General features: G+C 66.0%; 24 protein-coding genes. 20 read left to right on the forward strand and 4 right to left on the reverse strand.

The window, feature by feature from the left end:
• Positions 1-7: 7 nt before the first annotated feature.
• The 3 genes from J5251_RS04585 (at position 8) to J5251_RS04595 (ending at position 1,676) form a co-directional block, all read left to right on the forward strand.
• Positions 8-334, forward strand: coding sequence for a rhodanese-like domain-containing protein (locus J5251_RS04585; RefSeq protein ID WP_139003834.1), 327 nt, complete (start codon positions 8-10; stop codon positions 332-334).
• Positions 334-1,260, forward strand: coding sequence for a prephenate dehydratase (pheA, locus tag J5251_RS04590; RefSeq protein WP_208575348.1), 927 nt, complete (start codon positions 334-336; stop codon positions 1,258-1,260). The genes J5251_RS04585 and pheA overlap by 1 nt, the downstream gene beginning before the upstream one ends.
• Before the next feature lie 86 nt (positions 1,261-1,346).
• Positions 1,347-1,676 (forward strand): hypothetical protein, encoded by a 330-nt coding sequence (locus J5251_RS04595; protein WP_208575349.1) that lies wholly within the window; start codon positions 1,347-1,349, stop codon positions 1,674-1,676.
• Between the two features lie 37 nt (positions 1,677-1,713).
• On the opposite strand, the gene J5251_RS04600 is transcribed toward J5251_RS04595, so the two are convergent.
• Positions 1,714-2,817, reverse strand: a complete 1,104-nt coding sequence (locus tag J5251_RS04600; RefSeq protein ID WP_139003837.1) for a diacylglycerol/lipid kinase family protein — start codon at positions 2,815-2,817, stop codon at positions 1,714-1,716.
• A gap of 73 nt (positions 2,818-2,890) precedes the next feature.
• Here J5251_RS04600 and serS point away from each other — a divergent pair, with 73 nt between their 5' ends.
• Positions 2,891-4,174 carry a serine--tRNA ligase gene (gene serS / locus J5251_RS04605; RefSeq protein ID WP_208575350.1) on the forward strand — a complete coding sequence of 428 codons (1,284 nt, stop codon included), beginning with the start codon at positions 2,891-2,893 and terminating at the stop codon, positions 4,172-4,174.
• Between the two features lie 83 nt (positions 4,175-4,257).
• Positions 4,258-5,136, forward strand: a complete 879-nt coding sequence (locus tag J5251_RS04610) for an HAD family hydrolase (RefSeq protein WP_139003839.1) — start codon at positions 4,258-4,260, stop codon at positions 5,134-5,136.
• A gap of 111 nt (positions 5,137-5,247) precedes the next feature.
• Here J5251_RS04610 and J5251_RS04615 read toward each other — a convergent pair whose 3' ends face one another.
• The 3 genes from J5251_RS04615 to J5251_RS04625 form a co-directional block, all read right to left on the reverse strand.
• Entirely contained in the window at positions 5,248-5,676 is a 429-nt protein-coding gene (locus J5251_RS04615) for a DUF1761 domain-containing protein (protein WP_208575351.1), read from the reverse strand.
• A 58-nt stretch (positions 5,677-5,734) separates the two neighbouring features.
• Complete coding sequence (locus J5251_RS04620; protein WP_139003841.1) at positions 5,735-6,364, reverse strand: hypothetical protein; 630 nt, start codon at positions 6,362-6,364, stop codon at positions 5,735-5,737.
• 105 nt (positions 6,365-6,469) lie between these two features.
• A complete protein-coding gene (locus J5251_RS04625) occupies positions 6,470-7,033 on the reverse strand; it encodes an inorganic diphosphatase (RefSeq protein WP_139003842.1) in 564 nt (187 codons plus the stop codon).
• A 187-nt stretch (positions 7,034-7,220) separates the two neighbouring features.
• Here J5251_RS04625 and dacB point away from each other — a divergent pair, with 187 nt between their 5' ends.
• The 15 genes from dacB (at position 7,221) to lysS (ending at position 22,278) form a co-directional block, all read left to right on the forward strand.
• Positions 7,221-8,645, forward strand: coding sequence for a D-alanyl-D-alanine carboxypeptidase/D-alanyl-D-alanine endopeptidase (gene dacB, locus J5251_RS04630; RefSeq protein WP_208575352.1), 1,425 nt, complete (start codon positions 7,221-7,223; stop codon positions 8,643-8,645).
• A 130-nt stretch (positions 8,646-8,775) separates the two neighbouring features.
• A complete protein-coding gene (locus J5251_RS04635; protein ID WP_208576047.1) occupies positions 8,776-9,954 on the forward strand; it encodes a zinc-dependent metalloprotease in 1,179 nt (392 codons plus the stop codon).
• Complete coding sequence (gene tilS, locus J5251_RS04640; protein WP_208575353.1) at positions 9,951-11,123, forward strand: tRNA lysidine(34) synthetase TilS; 1,173 nt, start codon at positions 9,951-9,953, stop codon at positions 11,121-11,123. Before J5251_RS04635 ends, tilS begins: the two co-directional genes overlap by 4 nt.
• A 15-nt stretch (positions 11,124-11,138) precedes the next feature.
• The gene (gene hpt, locus J5251_RS04645; RefSeq protein ID WP_074700218.1) at positions 11,139-11,690 is read left to right on the forward strand and encodes a hypoxanthine phosphoribosyltransferase; all 552 of its coding nucleotides are present in this window, start codon (positions 11,139-11,141) and stop codon (positions 11,688-11,690) included.
• Between the two features lie 161 nt (positions 11,691-11,851).
• Complete coding sequence (gene ftsH / locus J5251_RS04650; protein WP_208575354.1) at positions 11,852-13,909, forward strand: ATP-dependent zinc metalloprotease FtsH; 2,058 nt, start codon at positions 11,852-11,854, stop codon at positions 13,907-13,909.
• 10 nt (positions 13,910-13,919) lie between these two features.
• Positions 13,920-14,528 carry a GTP cyclohydrolase I FolE gene (gene folE / locus J5251_RS04655; RefSeq protein ID WP_171059261.1) on the forward strand — a complete coding sequence of 203 codons (609 nt, stop codon included), beginning with the start codon at positions 13,920-13,922 and terminating at the stop codon, positions 14,526-14,528.
• A 28-nt stretch (positions 14,529-14,556) separates the two neighbouring features.
• Positions 14,557-15,462: a dihydropteroate synthase gene (gene folP / locus J5251_RS04660; RefSeq protein WP_139003847.1), complete on the forward strand. Its 906-nt coding sequence runs from the start codon at positions 14,557-14,559 to the stop codon at positions 15,460-15,462.
• Positions 15,463-15,497: 35 nt separating this feature from the next.
• The gene (gene folB / locus J5251_RS04665; protein WP_208576048.1) at positions 15,498-15,857 is read left to right on the forward strand and encodes a dihydroneopterin aldolase; all 360 of its coding nucleotides are present in this window, start codon (positions 15,498-15,500) and stop codon (positions 15,855-15,857) included.
• Positions 15,854-16,348, forward strand: a complete 495-nt coding sequence (gene folK / locus J5251_RS04670; RefSeq protein WP_208575355.1) for a 2-amino-4-hydroxy-6-hydroxymethyldihydropteridine diphosphokinase — start codon at positions 15,854-15,856, stop codon at positions 16,346-16,348. The genes folB and folK overlap by 4 nt, the downstream gene beginning before the upstream one ends.
• 19 nt (positions 16,349-16,367) lie before the next feature.
• Complete coding sequence (locus tag J5251_RS04675; RefSeq protein WP_139003849.1) at positions 16,368-16,865, forward strand: DUF3180 domain-containing protein; 498 nt, start codon at positions 16,368-16,370, stop codon at positions 16,863-16,865.
• Positions 16,858-17,370: a PH domain-containing protein gene (locus J5251_RS04680; protein WP_208575356.1), complete on the forward strand. Its 513-nt coding sequence runs from the start codon at positions 16,858-16,860 to the stop codon at positions 17,368-17,370. The genes J5251_RS04675 and J5251_RS04680 overlap by 8 nt, the downstream gene beginning before the upstream one ends.
• Positions 17,367-18,899, forward strand: a complete 1,533-nt coding sequence (locus J5251_RS04685) for a PH domain-containing protein (protein WP_208575357.1) — start codon at positions 17,367-17,369, stop codon at positions 18,897-18,899. The genes J5251_RS04680 and J5251_RS04685 overlap by 4 nt, the downstream gene beginning before the upstream one ends.
• Positions 18,886-19,803 (forward strand): Rossmann-like and DUF2520 domain-containing protein, encoded by a 918-nt coding sequence (locus tag J5251_RS04690; RefSeq protein WP_139003851.1) that lies wholly within the window; start codon positions 18,886-18,888, stop codon positions 19,801-19,803. Before J5251_RS04685 ends, J5251_RS04690 begins: the two co-directional genes overlap by 14 nt.
• A complete protein-coding gene (gene panC / locus J5251_RS04695; protein WP_208575358.1) occupies positions 19,800-20,705 on the forward strand; it encodes a pantoate--beta-alanine ligase in 906 nt (301 codons plus the stop codon). Before J5251_RS04690 ends, panC begins: the two co-directional genes overlap by 4 nt.
• Positions 20,706-20,823: 118 nt before the next feature.
• Positions 20,824-22,278, forward strand: coding sequence for a lysine--tRNA ligase (gene lysS / locus J5251_RS04700; protein ID WP_244250925.1), 1,455 nt, complete (start codon positions 20,824-20,826; stop codon positions 22,276-22,278).

A 22,278-nucleotide genomic window follows, 5' to 3' on the forward strand; every position in this document is an offset into this window, starting at 1 on the left:
TTCCCCGATGAGCGACTTGGAAAACGTGGATGTGGACAGCATCGGCGCCGACGCCAAAGTACTGGACGTGCGCGAGGATTACGAGTGGGAGGCGGGCCATATCGACGGCGCCCTGCACATTCCGCTGGATCAGTTGCCCGAGCGGCTCGACGAACTGGATCCCGACGAGGACCTCCATGTGATCTGCCGGACGGGTGGGCGCTCCTACCGCGCCGCTGCGTGGCTGGTGGGCAACGGCTACTCGGCGGTTAATGTCGACGGCGGCATGGGTGCCTGGCTCGAGGCCGGCAAGCCGATGGTCTCCGACAACGGGCAGGAGCCGACGGTCAAGTAATGAGCGGTACCTATACCTTCCTGGGTCCCGAGGGCACCTTCACCGAAGCTGCCCTGCTGCAGGTCCCGGGGGCCGCCGTGGCGCACCGCATACCGGCGGCCAATGTCAGCGGCGCCCTCGAACTGATCCGCACCGGTGCGGCGGATGCCGCCATGGTGCCCATCGAAAATTCCGTAGAAGGTGGCGTCAGCGCCACGCTTGATGCCATAGCGACGGGGGAACCGCTGCAGATCCTGCGGGAAGAGCTGGTTCCCATCCGCTTCGTGTTAGTGGCCCGTCCGGGACTGGCGCTTGCCGACATCAAGGCTGTTTCCACCCATACCCATGCCTGGGCCCAGTGCCGTAGGTGGAGCGAAGCCAATATTCCCCAAGCTGCATATCTGCCGGGATCCTCCACCGCCGCCGCTGCTGTGGGACTGCTCGCCGATAATTGCCCCTACGACGCGGCCATCTGCTCGCCGCTGGTGGCAGAACAGCGTGGCCTCCACGTGCTGGCAGAAGATGTCGGCGACATTTCCGATGCTGTCACACGCTTCATCCTGGTAAGCCGGCCCAACGGGCTGCCTGAGCCCACCGGATCCGACAAGACCACGCTGGTGGTCCCGCTGCCCGAGGATCGTCCGGGCGCACTGATGGAAATCCTGGAACAGTTCGGCACCCGCGGAGTCAACTTGAGCCGGATCGAGTCGCGGCCTACCGGCCAGTTCTTGGGCGACTACTTTTTCAGCTTCGACGTTGAGGGACACCTCGCCGAGCAGCGCGTGGCCGACGCCGTCCGGGGACTGCACCGGATCAGTCCGGATACCCGCTTTCTGGGGTCGTATCCCCGCGCCGACGGCCGCGCTTACGCAGTGCCCCGGCACAATCAAGACAAAGCATTCCGTGAGGCGCATGAATGGGTCCAGCGCCTGCTGCAGCCGGCCTGAGAAGCCCGCGAGCTTTCGTTGGCACCACTTGCTAAGTAAGCTGATCGAAGTTGGAGCCGAGTAATACTGAACGGAAGGTGCCTACGATGACCGAAAGCAACGAGGAACTGCACAGCGAGACCGGCGCTGACGGGGGCCAGTATGACCAGCAGTTGCAGCAGACCAACAGTGAGTTCCGTTCCGGCGATGCGGGTGACCTCGGCAATGACCTGCGCCTGGCCGAGGAGCAGGAAATGATCAAGCATCAGGCCAAAGGCGAATTTCCGAATCCGGAAGACGAGAGCGAAAACCTCGAGGATGTGCCGCCGCTGGATGCGGAGCGCGAGGGCATTGATGTCCCGGGCGAGGATCTGCACAATACGGACGAGGCGGACGCGAGCGACGATCCGTACAACCTTGGCGGCCAGGACACCTAGAACCGTCCGGACCGGTGGAATGGTGCCGCAGCTAAGGTCAGGCCGTCCGGCGGTTGTTGCCGGCTGCGGCGCCAACCTCCGCCAGGGTCTGCGGATCCACCCGCACGCTGAGCGCGGAGGGCCGGACCTGGACGGTCAGTGATGTCACGTCGCCCGAGAGATCCCCGTCGAGCTGGGTGCCCATCGGTTCATGGGCCGTCACCGTGACCTTGCGCCCTCGGTAATAGTCGATGACCGGGATCCGGGCGTTGTGCCGCAGCAGCGTCTTGGCGGCAATCCGGATCCAGCCTAGGGCGTTGCGCGGGCTCATCACCACGATGTCCAGTTCGCCGTCGTCCACCGTGGCCGACGGGATGAAGTCGATGCCTGCCGGCAGTTTGCCGCAGTTGGCAAACAGGATGCTGCGGATACTGCGGGTGTGGGCCGGACCGTCGTCGATACTGATGGTGACTTTTTTGCGTTTGCCGGGCAGATTCCGTACGCCCGCTTCGGAGTAGGCCAGCCAACCGTATTTGCGTTTGAGATCGTCCTTGGTGTCCGCGAGGACCTGGGCGTCCAGCCCGATGCCGGCGATCACCAGGAAGCTCTCCGTAATGCTGCTGCCGGTCACCGAATTCTCGAGCGTGATGGTCGCGGTGTCGATCCGGCGGTCCGAACCGTGCAGGGCCGTGAGGATGTTCGCGTCCAGTTGTCCGGGGTTGATGCCGAGGTTGCGGGCCAGCAGGTTTCCGGTGCCCAGCGGCACCAGGCCGAAGGGTGTGTTCGTCCCGGCCAGCTCGCCGGTAACTACGCGGACCGTTCCGTCGCCGCCGCCAGCCAGGACAACGTCGGCGCCGGCTTCCAGCGCCCGCCGTGTCTGCGTGTGTCCCGGGTCCTCAATTGTTGTCTCGAAGACCATCGGCTCCGGCCACCCGGCCGCGGTGCAAGCCATCCGGATCTTCTCCCGGGCTAATTCGGCGTCGTTCTTCACGGGGTTGAGGATCACTGCCACGCGCTGCGCCCTGGCATCAAGGGCTTCCACCGGCACGCCTGGAACCGCGGCTGCCCGCCGGGCCGGCAGGTGGCGCACACTGAGCCAGCTCACGAGAAAAACCACCGCGGCGATAACAACGACGAGGCCAACCATCCACTGAGTCTCCATGATGCTCTTAGAATAGCCGCACCACTCGGGCGCGGGATCGAGGTGGCAGCCGGTTGTTCGGTACCCTTAGCAGGTGATCGATGTAAATGAACTCCGCGCCAATCCTGAGATTTTCCGAGCCTCGCAGCGTGCCCGGGGAGCCGATGATTCCCTGATTGATGCAGTCATTTCCGCAGACTCCGCCCGCCGCGAAGCCATTACCCGCTACGAATCGCTGCGCGCCGAGCAGAACGCCTTTGGCAAGAAGGTTGCCCAGGCCAAGGGCGAGGAAAAGCAGGCCCTGCTGGCCGAGGTGAAGGAACTCGCCGCGTCGGTCAAGGCCGCCCAGGCCGAGTCGGACGCCGCCCAAACGGAGCAGGAGTCGCTGCTGCGGCGCATCCCTAACCTCATCGAGGACGGCGTTCCCGCCGGCGGCGAGGACGATTTCGAGGTCATCAAGACCGTCGGCAAGCCGCGTGATTTCGGCCCGGACGGGTTCGAGCCCAGGGACCACCTGGAGATCGGCGAGCTGCTCGGCGCAATCGACATGGAGCGCGGCGCGAAGGTCTCCGGCGCGCGGTTCTACTTCCTCAAGGGCGTCGGCGCCCGGCTGGAGCTCGCGCTGCTGAACATGGCCATGGACCAAGCCATTGCGGCGGGCTTCACCCCGATGATTACCCCCACGCTGGTCCGCCCGGAGACTATGCAGGGCACCGGGTTCGACGTGGCGCATGACGACGAAATCTACCGTTTGGCCGATGACGACCTGTACCTGGTGGGCACCTCCGAGGTGCCGCTGGCGGGGTACCACGGCGACGAAATCCTGGACCTGGCCGGCGGCCCGCTGCGCTACGCGGGCTGGTCCTCCTGCTACCGCCGTGAAGCGGGTTCGCACGGCAAGGATACGCGCGGGATTATCCGAGTCCACCAGTTCAACAAGGTGGAAATGTTCATCTACACCACGGTCGAGAACGCCGCAGAGGAGCACGCCCGGCTGCTGGCCTGGGAAGAGGAGATGCTCGCCAAGGTGGAACTGCCCTACCGGGTGATCGACACCGCCGCCGGTGACCTCGGCATGAGCGCCGCCCGCAAGTTCGACTGCGAAGCCTGGGTGCCCACGCAGAATGCCTACCGGGAGCTGACTTCCACGTCCAACTGCACAACCTTCCAAGCCCGTCGCCTGAATGTGCGTGAACGCGTCACCGGCGAGGAAAAGAAGGGCACCCGTGCCGTGGCCACCCTGAACGGCACGCTCGCCACCACGCGTTGGATTGTGGCCATTCTCGAGCACCACCAGAATGCCGATGGATCGGTTACCGTGCCCGCGGCGCTGCGTCCATACCTGGGCGGCCTCGAGGTTCTGCCCGTACTCAGCTAGTTCGGGCGGTGTTCACCGGCCGTTAATTCCCAATGTGAGCGCCGCCCTACCGTTCCGGGGCTTGCCTCTGATTCACTGGAACAATGACAACTACAGCTGATAATGCGATTGCTGGCATCGAAGACCAGCAAAAGAATACGGGCCGGAATTCCACACAGACGCACAACCAGGTGCGGAAAATGGTCTGCCTGGATGTGGACGGCACACTCGTGAACCACGACGGGCACATGAGCGCTGCCGTTCGCGAGGCCGCGCAGGCGGTGGTCGATTCGGGCCATGAAGTGGTGGTCTCGACCGGCCGCTCGCTGAACGCCACGCTGCCGATCATCGAACTCATCGGCCTGACCAAGGGGTTCGCCGTCTGCTCCAACGGCGGTGTGACCCTGCGGATCGATACCGGCTTGGAGAATGGCTACGAGGTCATCGACCGCGTCACCTTCGAACCGGGTCCGGCACTGCGTGCCCTGCGCACGAAACTGCCCACCGCCAAGTTCGCCCTTGAGGACGATGAGGGCAAATTCCTCTCGACCGAGCGCTTCCAGGACGCCAGCTTCGGGGTTGAGGCTGTCGGCGTGGACTTCGAGACCATGCTGGAAGCATCGGCGGTGCGCGTGGTGGTGTTCAGTACCGAGAACACGCCCGAAGAATTCAAGGAAGCCATCGACAATGCGGGCCTGCACGGCGTGACCTACTCGGTGGGTTGGACCGCCTGGCTGGATATCGCGGCCAACGGCGTCACCAAGGCCAGCGCGCTGGAAACCCTGCGGCGCCAGCTCAAGGTGGACCCGGCCCAGACCGTCGCTATGGGGGACGGTCGCAACGATATCGAAATGCTCGACTGGGCAGCCCGCGGTGTTGCCATGGGCCAGGCGCCGGAGGAAGTCATCGCCGTCGCCCATGAAGTGACCGGAACAGTAGACGAAGACGGCGCGGCCCCGATCCTGCGCAGCCTGCTCGCCTAAATTCAGGCGCTTGTTCCGTCGCTGGTATCAGATTGGTACCAAGCCTTTCCTGGACCGTTTCAGTCCGTCGCTGAGGCGCTGTCCGCTTGGGTTGGTTGAGCGGCTGTTTGATTAGGCCGCGCTGATGCCGAACAGGCCGATGATCAGCGCCATGATCACGTAGGTGACCAGTTCGTGGGCGCAGTTCAGGACGGTCAGCCCGGCGGGCCGGCCCTCGAAGGCGTCGTGGGTGATGAACCGTGCCGCGGTGAAACCGGCCCACAAAATCACCGCAGTGAGCACGGTGTTCCAGAGGAAACTGCCGCCGTAAAACTCCTGCGCGATGGCCGCCGCGCCCGCGAGCACCCAGGCGCTGATGAAGCTGACCACCAACGTGATCAGGATTGGTTTGACCGCGTCCTTGGCTTCACCACTGGGGCTCACCTTGGCCACGCGCATCCAGTAGCTGCCGAACACCTTGGGCGTGTACCAGATGGATCCGACTACCATGGTGGACAGCGTTGCCACCAGCACGGCCCAGAAATTGATCTCCGGAATCATCGTCAGCTCCTCTTGGTTATCGGTGTACTCCTTCTCGGAGTCTAGGCCTAGCCGCAGGTCAGCGGTATGGAAGGCTCGCCTCGGGCAGCGATTTGGGTCCGTAAACGAGGTCGAGCAGGCGTGCCGCGGCCGGACGGCAGGCCCATTCCTCGACCCAGTGCGAGCGGACCACGGCCTTGCTGACCGCCTGCGTGGTGATACCGAGTTCCTCGGCGATGAATTTCTGCTGCCCCCGGGCGCCGGGAGTCATCAGGTCCAGCACCTTCCATTCGGCATCGGTCCGGGTGGACACGATCTGGCCGATCAGCCGGAGCACTGCCTCGGCCTCGGCCGCGATGTCGGCGTCGGGTCCCGAGACCGCCAGCGGGACCCGTTCACCCGTCTTCTGGGCCCGCTCCACGGCGCGCCGCGCATAGACCAGCCCGAATCCCTGGGCTTCGTTAACGTCCTCGGGCAGCGGTACCAACAGTTCGCCCACGCCGATCCCGACATGCCAGCGCCGGCTCCGCAGGGCGATCATGGCGGCGTCGATGGCCGTCTTCGGGTCTTCCAGCACGCCGATGGCCTCGTCCCCGACGGACCGCCGGAAGGCGATGGCGGTTGGCAGGTGCCGCAGCGATTTGATCAGCTCCGGAACCAGATCGCCTACCTCGCGGGAGTCGCGCTGATTAATGGTGAGCACGTACATGCCCTAAGTATTACGGACAAAAAAGCCGAATCAACTGATTTCGGTTGCCAAAAAGGGCGGCCCGGGCTGAAAACAGTCCGGACCGCCCTCGAAGCAGGGTTAAATCTAGCGGCCCTGTGCCTCTGAACTGCTGGCGGTGCCTTCCTCGACGTCGCGGCCCTGAGGCTCGTCCGGAGCGGACTCGTCGCCGAGTGCGGCGAAGCGCTTGATGGAAGCTTCCAGTTCGGCCTCGGCGGCTGCGCGGTCGGACCAGCCCTCGGCCTTGACCCACTTGCCCGGCTCAAGATCCTTATAGCGGGTGAAGAAGTGCTCGATCTCCTTGACCAGGAACTCCGGGACGTCGGAGAGTTCCTGGATGTGGTCGAAGCGCTTGTCGGAGGGTACGCACAGCACCTTGGCGTCCCCGCCGCCGTCGTCGGTCATGTTGAACACGGCGATCGGGCGGGACTCAACCAGCACGCCCGGCAGCAGGTCGAAATCCTGCAGCATGACCAGTGCGTCCAGCGGATCGCCGTCTTCACCCAGGGTGTCCTCGAAGTAGCCGTAGTGCGTGGGGTACTGCATGGAGGTGAAGAGAACGCGGTCCAGGCGGAGGCGGTGCGTCTCGTGGTCGATCTCGTACTTGACGCGCGATCCCTTGGGGATCTCGATGGTCACATCGTGCTGCATGGAAGTCTCCTTGGTGTTTTGTCTCACTGGCGCGGTGGACAGGGCAGGGCCCGGCGCCGGTCTAGGCTTAACGATATAGGTCTTGGCTGCCCGGTCCGACATCAACCGGAGCGGCCGATTCACAAACCGCGTTCCGTCCCGCCGCCAGGGCCGTAAGACGCGCAGGTGCAAACAGGGGGAGGGCAGGATGAACCGTGGCTTCCGGCTGCTGACATCCTGGCTGCTGGCCGCGGCCTTCGCCGTGCTCGCCTTTCCCGCCGCCTGGCATCTGGCCCCCGCCCTTGAATGGAATCCCGGGGCTGCCAAACCGGTGGTGAGTACTCCGGACGCCCAGCTGCCGCCGACGAAACTGGCCGCCGCCGAGCTCCTGACGGACTCGCCGGATGACGCACCGGTGCCGGATCCGAAGGTGCTGGGCGGGGCGCTGGATAAAGCTTTGAAGTACGACGGCGCTGGGGACTTCGCGGCGCAGGTCACCGATGCGGACAGCGGCGACGTGCTGTATGAGCGCAAGGGGACCGAGCCACGCACCCCGGCCTCCAACCTGAAGCTGCTGACCGGGGCGGCGGCCCTGCTGACCCTCGGCGCGGAGGCACGGTTTTCCACCGAGGTCGTCCAGGGCAATGTGCCCGGGACGCTGGTACTGCGCGGCGGGGGAGATGCCCTGCTGGGTGCGGGCGAGTCGGAGCGGGAGGACGTCCTCGGGCGCGCGGGCCTGGCCACGCTGGCGCGGGCCGCCGCGGAACGGCTGGCCACTGTGGAGTTCACCGGAGAACTGCGGGTGCTGCTGGACGACACGGCCTACGCCGGGCCAACGCTGAGCGCCGCGTGGGATCCGGCCGATATCCAGGCGGGGGAGATCGCGCCGATTTATCCGCTGGCGCTCTCGGGCGGCCGGGAAAACGCGGACGGCAGCGGCGAGCTGGTCGATGATGCTGCCCTCACGGCCGCGCGGGCCTTCCGCGCGGCGCTGGCGGAGGAAATGTCAGAGCGCGGCGTCAAGGTGGCGCCAGATGTTGTCCGCGGTGCCGCACCCAAGGAGGGCATAGTGCTGGCCTCCGTTGAATCCGCCACCGTGGCGGAGCACGTCAACTACATGCTGCAGGAATCCGATAACTACGTTGCCGAGGTCATGGCCCGCAACACGGCCCTGGCCAGCGGCAAACCCGGGTCCTTCGGCGGCGGCACCGAGGCGATCAAGGAGGCCATGGAGAAGCTCGGGATTCCCACTTCCGGCCTGCTGATCAGCGATGCCAGCGGGCTGGCACTGGGCAACAAGGTCTCGGCGGAGCAGCTCTCGGCGGTGCTCCGGGAGATCACCAGCGGTTCCAACCAGGACCTGCGGGCGGCCATCGACGGGCTGCCCGTTGCGGGACTGACAGGGACGCTGCAGGAGCGCTTCGCGGGCAAGACTGCCGGCGGCGCCGGGCTGGTGCGCGCCAAGACCGGCACGCTGCACACCGTCACCTCGCTCAGCGGCTATGCGGTGACGACGGACGGGCGGACACTGGTCTTTGCCTTCGTGGCCAACGGATTGCAGAATTCCACGCCGCAGGCCCGCGAGGCGGCCGACCGTGCGGCCACGGTCCTGGCCGGCTGCGGCTGCCGCTGACCCCCTGGAACTTGGCCGGCACCTGACCCGCACCCTCACCCGGGCACGCGGGCCAGCCGTTCAAAATTTCCTTCACCGCTGGGCGAACGGCCGGTGACCTGCCGGGCTCAGGTGTGATCTGATGGTCACCATGGACAGCACCGTAAGCACCGGCAGCGCCGGAAACACCCCGTCCGCTCCGGAAACCCCGCCGAGGCTGATCAACTGGGACCTGGCGGCGACCACCGCGGCCAAGCTCACCCCGGCCGGCCCCAAGATGCCGCAGGCGCAGATCCGTGCCGCCGTGGCCAATCTGCGCGATCTCTCCGAAGTGTCCGTGGACCACGTGCACCGGATTACCCGGTTGGAGGCGGCAAGGGACCTGCGGGATTCGCAGGTGCTGATTGTGGACCGGGCCGAGTGGTCCAAGGCCAACGCGCGCAGCTTCGAAGCGCTCCTGCAGCCTGCCCTGACCGAGCTCGCCCGGAAAAAGCCCGAGCAGGTCAAGAGTGCGGCCACGGGCCTGAGCAGCTCGCTCACCGGAACCCAGATGGGCGCCATCCTCTCCTTCCTCTCCAGCAAGGTGCTGGGCCAGTACGATCCGTTCTGCTCGCTGCTGCCCGGCGGTCCGGCGGGCGGCCGGCTGATGCTGGTGGCGCCGAACATCATCGCCGTCGAGCAGGAACTCAACGTCGAACCCGCGGACTTCCGGCTGTGGGTCTGCCTGCACGAGCAGACGCACCGCGTGCAGTTCGCGGCCGCGCCCTGGCTGCGCGACCACATGATGGAGCAGATCGGCAAGCTCTCCGCCGGCCTGGTGGCCAAGGCCGACACCTTCGGCGAACGGCTGCAGCAGGCGGCCAAGGCCCTGATGTCCGGCAAAGACAAGAACGACGACGGCGCCGGCGCCGGCGGCGGGAAAGTGGCCATCGGCGCCACCGGCACCATCATGGACCTGTTCCAGGACCCGGAGGAAAAGGCCATCTTCTCCCACATCACTGCGGTAATGAGCCTGCTTGAGGGCCACGCCAACGTGGTGATGGACGAGGTGGACGCCAGCGTGGTGCCCACGGTGAAGACCATCCGCCAGCGCTTCAACGCCCGGGCCAAGACCCGTGGCGCACTGGAGAACTGGATCCGCAAGATCATGGGTTTGGACGCCAAGGCACGCCAGTACACTGACGGGGCGAAGTTTGTCCGCGCCGTGGTGAAGCAAGTGGGCATGGAAGGCTTCAACCAGGTCTGGCTCCGGGCGGAAAACCTGCCCACCGAGGAAGAGATCCACAACGCTGACCTCTGGATCAGCCGCATGGATCTCAGCCGTCCATGACCGAACCCTCCACAGCGGCCACGGGGTCCAGCGTCGGTGCGCCGCGGCGCAAGCAGCGGCTGCACCCGCTGGTTGGCACGGCGCGGAACCACGTCAAGGCGGCGCTGGAGCTACTGGATAAGCCGGAAAACGCCGCCGGCACGGGAGTATCCTGCGTCGACGAACCGCTATTGCTGCTGGTGGCCTGCAGCGGTGGGCCGGACTCGCTTGCCCTGGCCGCGGTGGCAACGTACTTTGCCCGTCCCCTGCGGGATGGGACGCAGCGCTACCGGGTGGGCGCCGTCGTCGTCGACCATGCCCTCCAGCCCGGCAGCGCCGAGGTGGCCGAACGTGCCCGCACGCAGCTTGCGGGCCTGGGGCTGGCGCCGGTGGAAGTCCGCCGGGTCAGCGTCGGGCAGCCCGGCATGGGGCCGGAAGCCGCGGCCAGGGTAGCGCGGTACGCCGCCCTGGATACTGCCGCTGCCGAACATGGGGCCGCCGCCGTGCTGCTGGGCCACACCCTTGATGACCAGGCCGAGCAGGTGCTGCTTGGCCTCGGCCGGGGCTCCGGAACGCGTTCGCTGGCCGGCATGGCACCGCGCCGCGGGAACTACCTGCGTCCGTTCCTGGAACTGCGACGCAAGCAGACCGAAGAGCTGTGTGCCCTCGCCGGACTGGAGCCGTGGCACGATCCAACCAACGCCGATCCGAAATTCCTGCGCTCCCGTGTGCGGGCCGAAATCCTGCCGTTCCTGGAGCAGCAGCTGGGCCCGGGAGTCGCCGAAGCACTGTGGCGCTCGGCGCAGATCCTTCGGGCGGATGCGGATTACCTGGATGCCCAGGCACGCACCGAATACCTGCGCCTCAGGATAGATACCCCGGACGGCATAGAACTGGAGCGGAGTGGCATCGAGGTGCTGCCGGCAGCGATGAAACACCGGGTCATCGCGCTGGCGGCGGCCGAAATGGGCGGCGAGAACCCAAGTTACGAGCGGCTCATCGCGGCGGAATCGCTGTTGGCGAGGCAGGGGTCCGCCGGTCCGGTGCAGCTGGCCGGAATGGTCAGTGTGTACCGCCGGGTACGGCGGGAACCGGCCGGACAAACAGGCCCGGTTGCGCAAGAGCGCGGCGGCTATGGCAATCTTGTCTTTAGAACAACTGGCTCGCGCCCAGTGACGCCACATCATTAATTACGGGAGTATCTGGTGGATTCCAACGACGTTCAGGCGGACCTCAAGCACGTTCTGTATACCAAGGAGCAGATCCAGCAGCGCGTGCAGGAACTGGCTGCCGAGATCGACAAGGACTACGAGGGCCGCGACCTGCTGATCGTCGGAGTCCTCAAGGGCGCCGTCATGGTCATGGCGGATCTGGCCCGCGCACTGCACAGCCACGTGAAAATGGACTGGATGGCGGTGTCTTCCTACGGCTCGGGCACGCAGTCTTCCGGCGTCGTGCGGATCCTCAAGGACCTGGAAACCGACCTGATGGGCAAGCACGTCCTGATCGTCGAGGACATCATCGACTCCGGCCTGACCTTGTCCTGGCTGAAGACCAACCTGCTCTCCCGCGGCCCGGCCTCGGTGGAGATCTGCACGCTGCTGCGCAAGCCGGATGCGGCCAAGGTGGAAATCGACGTCAAGTACGTCGGCTACGAAATCCCCAACGAATTCGTGGTCGGGTACGGCCTGGACTTCGCCGAACGGTACCGCAACCTGGACTTTATCGGCACGCTGGCACCGCACGTCTACGAGTAAAACCAAGATCCCTGTCTCCAGCTTGAGCCAAAGGCTTGCTTGTACGCCGAGAGGGAACTAATCTTTGCCGCCGTGCGTGAATTATTGCGGACGGTGTATAGCTATATGGGTGACACCACGGCTGATCAGCAGGAGGGACGGGGCATTGTGCCCTTAGACGCATGAAATTGAAGAACATTTTCAAGGGACCGATCATCTGGATTGTGCTGGTCCTGGCAATCCTGCTCATCGTGGTGCCCAATCTTGCCGGCCCGCAGGCCTCCCGTGTGGACACCAGCGTCGGGCTGCAACTGCTCACCGATGACAAGGTCGAGCAGGCCCGCATCAATGACGGCAACCAGAGCGTTGAACTGACCCTGCGTGAAGACTTCATCCAGGACGGCGCCAACGAAGGCAAAAGCATCACCTTCTTCTACAGCACCGCCCGTGCCGAAGATGTGGTCGATGCCATCAGTGCCTCCAACGTGGACGTGTTCACGGACCAGCCGGTGGAAAACAACTGGTTCACGGGCTTCATCAGCCTGATCCTGCCGATCCTGATCATCGGCATCATCTTCTGGTTCCTGCTCTCGCGCATGCAGGGCGGCGGCTCCAAGGTCATGCAGTTCGGCAAGTCCAAGGCCAAGCTGATCACCAAGGACATGCCCCAGGTCACCTTCGCCGATGTCGCCGGCGCAGACGAGGCAGTGGAAGAACTCCACGAAATCAAGGAGTTCCTGCAGGAGCCGGGCAAGTTCCAGGCGCTCGGCGCCAAGATCCCGAAGGGCGTGCTGCTCTACGGCCCGCCCGGAACGGGCAAGACCCTGCTGGCCCGCGCGGTCGCCGGTGAGGCCGGCGTGCCCTTCTACTCCATCTCCGGCTCGGACTTCGTCGAAATGTTCGTCGGCGTGGGCGCCTCCCGTGTCCGCGACCTGTTCGAGCAGGCAAAGAACAACGCTCCGGCCATCATCTTCGTCGACGAGATCGACGCCGTCGGCCGCCACCGCGGCGCCGGCGTGGGCGGCGGTAACGACGAGCGTGAGCAGACGCTGAACCAGCTCCTGGTCGAAATGGACGGGTTCGACGTCAAGACCAACGTCATCCTGATCGCCGCCACCAACCGCCCGGACGTCCTGGACCCCGCACTGCTGCGGCCCGGGCGTTTCGACCGCCAGATAGCGGTGGAAGCACCGGATCTGGAAGGCCGCCACCACATTCTGCAGGTACACGCGGCCGGCAAACCGATGGCTCCCGGCGTGGACCTGCGCGCGCTGGCCAAGCGTGCCCCGGGCTTCACCGGCGCCGACCTGGCCAACGTGCTCAACGAAGCCGCGCTGCTGACTGCCCGTTCCAATGCGCAGCTGATCGACGACCGCGCCCTGGACGAGGCGATCGACCGCGTCATGGCCGGTCCGCAGAAGCGTTCGCGCGTGATGAAGGAACACGAACGCAAGATCACCGCCTACCACGAAGGCGGACACGCCCTGGTGGCGGCGGCCCTGCGCTACACGGCGCCGGTCACCAAGGTCACCATTCTGCCGCGTGGGCGTGCCCTCGGCTACACCATGGTGGTTCCGGAGGACGACAAGTACTCGGTCACCCGCAACGAACTGCTGGACCAGCTCGCCTACGCCATGGGCGGCCGCGTGGCCGAAGAAATCGTTTTCCACGACCCGTCCACCGGTGCCTCGAACGACATCGAGAAAGCCACCAGCACGGCGCGCCAGATGGTGACGCAGTACGGCATGAGCGAACGCGTCGGTGCCGTGAAGCTGGGCCAGGGCGGCGGCGAACCGTTCCTGGGCCGCGACATGTCGCACGAACGCAACTACTCCGACCACGTGGCTTTCGTGGTCGATGAGGAGGTCCGCCGGCTGATCGACACAGCGCACGACGAAGCCTATGCCGTCCTGACCGAAAACCGCGACGTGCTCGACCGGCTGGCCCTGGCCCTGCTGGAGCGCGAGACGCTGAACCAGCGCGAGATCGCCGAGATCTTCGAAGACATCCGCAAGCGCGAATACCGCGACGTCTGGCTGTCCAAGGAGTCGCGTCCGGTCCACAAGATTCCGCCGGTCATGAGCGCCAAGGAACGGGCCGAGGCTGCCTCGGCGCAGAGCCCGGACGAAGCGGAGGCCCACTCAGCCGTCATCGTTGATCCGGATCCTGCCCTGCCCGAACTGCCCGTCGAAAACCCTCCCGGAACCAACCCGGGCGGGACCGTCGGCGGCAACGGCTAGGATTTCAGACGTGACCGAATACGACGATGTAATCGCCGAGCTGGAAATCGACAGCTCCATAGACCTGCCCCGGATCGAGCGCGCAGTGCGCGAAATCCTGATTGCGGTGGGCGAAGACCCTGACCGCGAGGGGCTGGTGGAGACGCCCCGGCGCGTGGCCAAGTCCTACGCCGAAGTCTTCGCCGGCCTGCACCAGAACCCGGCGGACCTGCTGGCTACCACCTTCGATATTGATCATGAAGAAATGGTGCTGGTCAAGGACATTCCGTTCTACTCCACCTGCGAACACCACCTGGTTCCGTTCCACGGCACCGCGCACATTGGCTACATTCCTTCCCATGAAGGTAAGGTGACGGGGCTGAGCAAACTGGCCCGGCTGGTGGAGGTTTACGCCCGCCGCCCGCAGGTCCAGGAACGGCTCACCACGCAGATTGTTGATGCCCTCATGGAGCATCTTGAGCCCAAGGGTGCCATCGTCGTCGTCGAGTGCGAGCACATGTGCATGTCCATGCGCGGTGTCCGCAAGCCGGGCGCCAAGACGGTAACGTCCGCAGTCCGCGGTCAGCTCAGGGAAACTGCCACCAGGGCAGAGGCCATGAGCCTGATCATCGGGCGATAAGCGAAACAAGCAGAAACGGTAGACATTTATGGATTCACTCGCAGCAGTGCCCGGAACCGGACCCGCAACTTCCCCGCTGCCAGTTATACGCAAGGTGCGCGCACCCCGGAAGTTCTCGGACTTGCCCACCGACCGGGGCGTGGTGATGGCGATCCTGAACGTCACTCCGGATTCCTTCAGCGACGGCGGCAAGTTCGTCTCCGCGGACAAGGCCATTGCCCAGGGCCTGAAACTGTTCTACGGCGGCGCTGACATCATCGACGTCGGCGGTGAGTCCACCCGTCCGGGTGCCGAGTCCATCACCCCCGAAGAGGAACAGGCGCGCATCCTGCCCGTGATCGAGGCTCTGGCCAAGGCCGGTGCCCTGGTCAGTGTAGATACCATGCACGTGGCTACCGCCGCGAAGGCGATCGACGCCGGCGCGGGCATCATCAATGACGTCTCCGGTATGACCTTCAGCCCGGAAATGCCGGCCCTGATCGCCGAACGCAAGGTGCCCTACGTGCTGATGCACCGCCGCGGCGACGCGCGCAACGTGGATCCCACCGCCAAGTACGACGACGTGGTGGCCGAAGTTGTGGCCGAACTCGCCGAACTGCGGGACAAATTTGTGGCCGCCGGCGTGGCCGAAGACCAGATCATCCTCGATCCGGGACTGGGCTTCTCCAAGAACGCCGAGCACAACTGGGCGCTGCTGCGCGGGCTGCCGGAGTTCACCAAGCTCGGCCACAAGGTCCTTGTCGGGGCATCCCGCAAGCGCTTCCTGGGCACTCTGCTCACTTCCGCCGGCAAGGCTGCCGCGCCGGCAGAGCGCGACCACGCCACGCTGGCCATCAGCGCCCTGGCCGTAGCCAATGGTGCCTGGGGCGTGCGCGTGCACGATTCCGGTGCAAGCCTTGACGCGGTCAAGGTCGCCGCAGCCTGGGCCGGGTAGCGCCGGTGCAGACGGGCACCGCCGGGTCCGGCCGCATGGACGTCATCAAGCTCTCCGGCATCACCGCCGTCGGTTATCACGGAGTGTTCGACCATGAACGCCGGGACGGCCAGCCCTTCACCATCGACGTTGCCCTGCACACGGACATCCGTGCCGCAGCCGCCGCCGATGACCTGACCCTGACCGCGCACTACGGCGAACTGGCCGAGGGGGTCAAAGAGATCATCACGGGCGAGCCGGTGAACCTGATCGAGACGCTTGCGGAGCGGATCGCCGGTTACGTTCTGGCCGCCTTCAGCATTGCCGCCGTGGAAGTGACGGTCCACAAGCCCCAGGCGCCCATCGAAGTGCCGTTCGGCGACGTCACCATCACTATCTACCGGGAGAATCCATGAGTGTACGCGCGGTTTTGGCCCTTGGCAGCAATCTCGGCGAACGCAGCGACACGCTCTCCCACGCCGTCGCGGATCTGGTGGACACCCCCAATGTCCGTCTCTGCGCGGTGTCGCCGGTTGTACAGACCAAGTCTGTAGGCGGTCCCGAGAACCAGCCGGATTACCTGAACATGGTGATCGAGGTGGAGACCGACCTGGAGCCCTATCAGCTGCTGGAACACTGCCAGAGCGTGGAAAACAAGCACCACCGGACCCGCGAGGTGCGCTGGGGGCCGCGGACCCTGGACGTGGACATCATTACTTACGGCGACCTCAAGCTCGACGACGAGGCACTGACGGTCCCGCATCCGCGTGCCCATGAGCGTGCCTTTGTACTGCAGCCCTGGGCCTGGATGGACTCGCATGCAACCCTCAACGGCGTCCCGGTCGGCGAACTGGCCGAAGCCGCAGGGGACTTGGACGGCCTGGCGCCCTTCGAACCAGGGCACTGAGCCGGATGGGCGTGGCGTCGTGAGGACCATCAAGTACAGCTGGCTGGCGGCCATCGCCGTTGTCACCGGTGTGCTGGGCTGGCTGACCAACCTCCTGACCGCACGCGGCGGCTTGCCGGTGCCCGTGCTGCACCTGAGCTCGCTGGCCACCATGGGCGCCATCATGGTGTTCACCTTGGTACTTGGCCTGCGGGTGCGCAGCTGGCGCAACGGCAAACGCGAGAAACCGCTGGACCCGATCCTGGCCGCCCGCACGCTGGTGCTCGCCCAGGCCTGCGCCTACGCCGGTGCCCTGCTGCTCGGCTGGCATGCCGGCATTCTGGTTGACCAGCTGGTGCTGCTGTCCTACCGGCCGGCCGGGCCCACCCTGCTGCAGGTGCTGGCTATGATGGGCGGTGGCCTGGTCATGGTGATTATTGGTCTGATGGTGGAACGGTTCTGCAAGCTCCCGCCGGAGGATCCGGAATCGGCCGAACGCGAAGACGGTTCGGCCGAGGGCGAGGGAGAGTATGCGTAGCGAGCCGATCGATCCGCCGGAGATCAGCTGGATCCGGGTGGCGCCCAAGTACGTCACGGTGCGGCTGATCGGCTGGTCCGTGTCCGCGTTGTTCAGCCTGGCCATCCTCAGCATCCCGCTGATCCTGCTGCTCACCGGCGTCTGGCCCGGCTTCCCTGCCTGGCTCGCCTGGCTGTTGGCTGGCGGCGCACTGGTCCTCCAGCTCTGGATCGGCCTGCTCATCCCGCGCCAGGTCAGGGCGATCGGCTACGCGGAGCGGGACGAGGACCTGCTGATCCGGCAGGGCATCTTCTTCCAGCGCCTCATGGTGGTTCCGTACGGCCGCATGCAGTACGTCGACGTGGCGGTCGGCCCGCTGGAGCGCGCCTTCAAGCTGGCCTCGGTCAAACTGCACACCGCCTCCCCGCAGACCAATGCCTCCATTCCCGGCCTCCCTGCAGAGGAAGCCGCACGGCTGCGCGAACAGCTCTCCGCGCGCGGGCAGGCAAGGCTGGCCGGGCTGTGACCACTCCGGAGGGCAACGGCCCGGTTTCCCCCTCGCGCGAGGTGCCGCTGACTCCGGACCGAGCGGAAAACTGGCACCGCGTCCACCCCGTTTCCCCGTTTGTCCGGGGATGGCTCGCCCTGGCCGCCATCGCCTACTTCTTCGGGCGCGACTGGTTTGAAGCGATGTTCCGCGGCGAGCCCCTGTGGTTCCTGACCGAGGGCCGGGGCATCTGGGCCGTCGTCGTACTGCTGGTTGTCATGCTGCTGCTGGTGGGCGCCTTCGTGCTGTCCTGGTGGTTCACGCGCTATCAGGTCACCGAGGAACACGTCCGGGTCAACTCCGGTATCCTGTTCCGCCAGCACCGCCAAGCCAGGCTGGACCGGGTCCAGGCGATCGACGTCATCCAGCCGCTGCTGGGCCGGATCTTCGGGCTCGCCGAGCTGAAGTTCGAGGTGGCCGACGCCGGCGAATCCGCGGTGCGGCTGGCCTACTTGCCGTTGGCTTCCGCCCAGCAACTGCGGGCGACCATTCTGGCCCGGGCCTCCGGCGCCGAACTGGACCCCGAGCATCCGGACGAGGCGCCCGAAGCCCCGGAACACCCCATCGTCCAGCTCACCCCGCAGCGGGTCGTCGGCGCCACAGTGCTTTCGGGCGCAACGGTGGCGCTGGTTGTCGTCGTTGTTGTGATCGGCGTGGCCGCAGCGGTCGGCTACGTGGCGGACTGGGGCGGCCTGCCGGTCCTGCTGTCGGCGCTGGTGCCCGGCATGATCGCCGTCGCGGCCGGCTACTGGAGCGTTTTCAGCACCGCATACAACTTCCGCGCGGCCGTGTCGCCGGATGGCATCCGGCTGCGCTACGGGCTGCTCGAGACGCGGGCCCAGACGGTGCCGCCCGGGCGCGTGCAGGCCGTGGCGGTGTCCCAGCCGCTGCTCTGGCGGACCAAGGATTGGTACCGGATCAAGATCAATGTGGCCGGCTACGGCGTGAGCGCGGAGAACTCGGGCGCGCGCACCACCCTGCTCCCAGTCGGCACCAGGGACGAGGTCATGCAGATGCTGGCCTTGGTGCTCCCGGACCCCGGCACCGAAGACCCGTTCGGCGTTTTCACTGCCGGGCTGGTGGGGCAGAACAACGACGGCGGCTTCGTCACCTCCCCGGAGCGGGTGCGGTGGCTGTCCTTCCTCACCTGGCGGCGCAACGGCTTCGCCGTGACGAAAACGGCCTTGCTGGCGCGTTCCGGCCGGTTCGTGCGGAGCCTGGCCGTGGTCCCGCACGAGCGCACCCAATCGATGGCCCTGCACCAGGGACCGGTGGCCCGGAAGCTGCGGGTGGCGGACCTGCAGCTGCAAACCACGGTGGGGCCGGTCAGCCCGGTGGTCTACCAGATGGACATCGAGGTGGCCCGCCGGCTGTTCAACGAACAGTCCGCCCGCGCCGCGGCGGCCCGGCGGCACAGTGTGCCGGAGCGCTGGCTGGAACGCCGGCAGGAGAGCGTGCCGGAGCAGGCCGGCTCAGAGAAGGGAAAGGCCGAGGATGAACAGCATTAGACCGGGCAGGCTAGGGATCGGCGTTATCGGCGCCGGCAAGGTCGGCGCCGTGCTGGGGGCGGCCCTGCGCGCGGCCCAGCACGCCGTCGTCGGGGTCTCCGCCGTGTCCGAGGCCAGCCGGGAGCGGGCCGAAATGCTGCTGCCCGGTGTGCCGGTGCTGGAGATCCCCGAGATCGTCGAGCGGGCCGAACTGGTGCTGCTGGCAGTGCCCGATGATGCACTGCCGGAACTGGTGGCTGGCCTTGCCGAGACCGGCGCCTGGCAACCGGGCCAGCTGGTGGCGCATACGTCCGGCCGGCACGGCGTGAATGTACTCGCGCCGGCGCAGGCCAAGGGGGCTATCGGCCTAGCCATCCATCCGGCCATGACCTTCACCGGTATGAGTCTGGACCTGACCCGGCTCACGGACTGCGCCTTCGGCGTGACCGCTCCGCGCACGGTGCTCCCCATTGCCCAGGCCCTGGTGGTCGAGATGGGGGCCGAGCCCATTGTGATCGAAGAGCAGGACCGGCCGCTTTACCACGCTGCCCTGGCGCACGCCTCGAACCACCTAGTCACCATCGCCGCGCAGGCCGCGCAATTGCTCAGCTCCGCGGGTGCGGAGCAGCCGGAGCGGCTGTTGGGTCCGCTGATGCGGGCTTCGCTGGAAAATGCGCTGGCATCAGGCGAGGGCGCACTGACCGGACCGGTGGCCCGCGGCGACGCCGGCACCGTGCGGGTCCACCGCGAGGCCCTGCTGGGGTACGAACTCGAGCACGGCAGCACCGATATCCGGCAGGCGTATGAGGAGCTGGCGCGTGCCACGGCCAAGCGGGCATTCGAACGCGGCCTGCTCAAAGACGCCCAGGCCACCGAAATCCTGGATATTCTCAGTACCCGTTCCACTCCGGAGGACCCCCAGTGAGCAACCGCCCCCAGCTGGCCACCACGTACGCCGAGCTCAATGCCGCCAGCGCGGAGCTGCTGCGCGAGGCGGCCGGCAAGCACCATGCCGGCCACACGAGCCAGGGCCTGGTCCCGACCATGGGCGGCCTGCATGCCGGCCATGCCGCCCTGGCCACCGCTGCACGCCAGGCGAACGACGTCGTTATTGCCACCATCTTCGTCAACCCGCTGCAGTTCGGCGACGCGGCCGACCTGGAGCGGTACCCGCGCACGCTGGACGCGGACCTGGACCTGCTGGGTTCCTGCGGGGTTGACATCGTTTTCGCGCCCGCCGTTGAGGAGGTCTATCCCGGCGGCGAACCGATGGTCCGGGTGGCATCCGGTCCGTTGGGCGGGAAACTCGAAGGCGCCTCTCGGCCCGGGCATTTCGACGGCGCCCTGACCGTGGTCGCGAAACTGCTGCATTACGGCATGCCGCCCATTCCGGCGGACTACCGCGCCTACTTCGGCAAGAAGGACGCCCAGCAGCTGGCCCTGGTCCGGCGGATGGCGGCGGACCTGAATTTCCCGGTCGAAATCGTCGGCGTTCCGATCGTGCGGGACGGGGACGGCCTGGCGCTGTCCAGCCGGAACCGCTTCCTCTCCGCCGAGGAGCGCGAGGCCGCCCTGGTTCTGTCGCGCGGCCTGCGCTACCTGAAGGAGCAGGCCGACCGGCACGAGCCGCTGGACATCGAGGGTGCCTTGGCCATGGTCAAGTCTGCACGGCTGGTGGAGTTGGACTACCTCGAGGTCGTCGATCCGGTTACCTTGGAGCCGCTGGCTTTCAACTGCCAGGACACCCCGTTTACCGGCGAAGCGCTGGTGCTGATTGCCGCCAAAGTAGGCCCGGTGCGGCTGATCGACAACGTCGACCTGGGCTAGCCGGAGCGTCGGGCAAGATCGAGTAGGAGCCACCGGAGCACAACCGGTAATCTTAACTACCGTGACCACACATAAAACCCCCACCCCTTCCCCGGAACCTTCGGACGTCTCCGAGCAGATGCGCGTGCGCATGGACAAGCGCGCCAAACTGCTCGAGAGCGGTGTGGAGCCCTATCCGGTGGGTGTCGACCGGACCCATACTCTCAGTGAGGTCCGCGAAAAGTACGGTCACCTTGCGGCCGATGAGACCACCGGGGAAACCGCCGGCGTCTCCGGCCGTGTGGTCTTTGTCCGCAACACGGGCAAGCTGTGCTTCGCCACCCTGCAGGAGGGCAACGGAACCCGGCTGCAGGCCATGCTGAGCCTGGCCAACGTCGGTGAGGAAGCGCTGGCGGGCTGGAAGTCCCTGGTGGATCTGGGCGACCACGTGTTTGTGCGCGGCGAGGTCATCTCCTCCAAGCGCGGGGAACTCTCGGTCATGGCCGATTCCTGGTCGATGGTCTCCAAAGCGTTGCGCCCGCTGCCCGTGCTGCATGCCGGCCTGAACGAAGAGACCCGGGTGCGCCAGCGCTACGTGGACCTGATGGTCCGCGACGAGGCGCGCCAGATGGTTTACACCCGCGCTGCGATCATCCGTTCCATCCGGGAAACACTGCACAACCGCGACTACGTAGAGGTGGAGACCCCGATGCTCCAGCTCATCCATGGCGGTGCGGCAGCCCGGCCGTTCCAGACGCACCTGAACGCCTTCGACCAGGACATGACGCTGCGCATCGCCACGGAGCTCTTCCTGAAGCGCGCTGTGGTCGGCGGTATCGACCGGGTGTTTGAGATCGGGCGCATCTTCCGCAATGAAGGTGTGGATTCGACGCATAGCCCGGAATTCACCACCCTGGAAAGTTACGAGGCCTACGCCGACCAGTTTGTGATGGCCGACCGCATGAAGGAAATGATCCTGAACGCCGCGGACACCGTGGGCAGCCGCATTATCGAGACGGACGCCGGCACCATCGACCTTAACGGTGAATGGCGCTGGCTGGGCGTGTATCCGGGACTTTCCGAAGCTGTAGGCGAGGAGATCACGCCCGAAACCCATGGCAGCACATTGCGGGCTATCGCCGAAAAGCATGGCGTCAAGGTGGAACCGCAATGGGACACCGAACAGATGGTGATTGAACTTTTCGGTGAAATCGTGGAGCCGACGCTGCTTCAGCCGACCTTCGTGTACGACTATCCGCCGGCTGCCCAGCCCCTGGCACGTGCGCACCGGAGCAAGCCCGGGCTCATCGAAGCCTGGGACCTGATCATCGGCGGCATGGAGCGCGGTACCGCTTTCTCCGAGCTCATCGACCCTGTTGTCCAGCGTGAACGGCTCACCGAGCAGTCGCGGAAGGCGGCTTCGGGGGACCATGAAGCGATGCAGCTGGACGAAGACTTCCTCCGTGCACTGGAATACGGAGCGCCGCCCATGGGCGGCATCGGCCTGGGTATTGACCGGCTGGTCATGCTCTTCACTCAGACGGGAATCCGGGAGACCATTCTCTTCCCGCTCTTGAAACCTGAATTGGGATAA

Source organism: Arthrobacter crystallopoietes (assembly GCF_017603825.1).
Lineage (GTDB): Bacteria > Actinomycetota > Actinomycetes > Actinomycetales > Micrococcaceae > Crystallibacter > Crystallibacter crystallopoietes_B.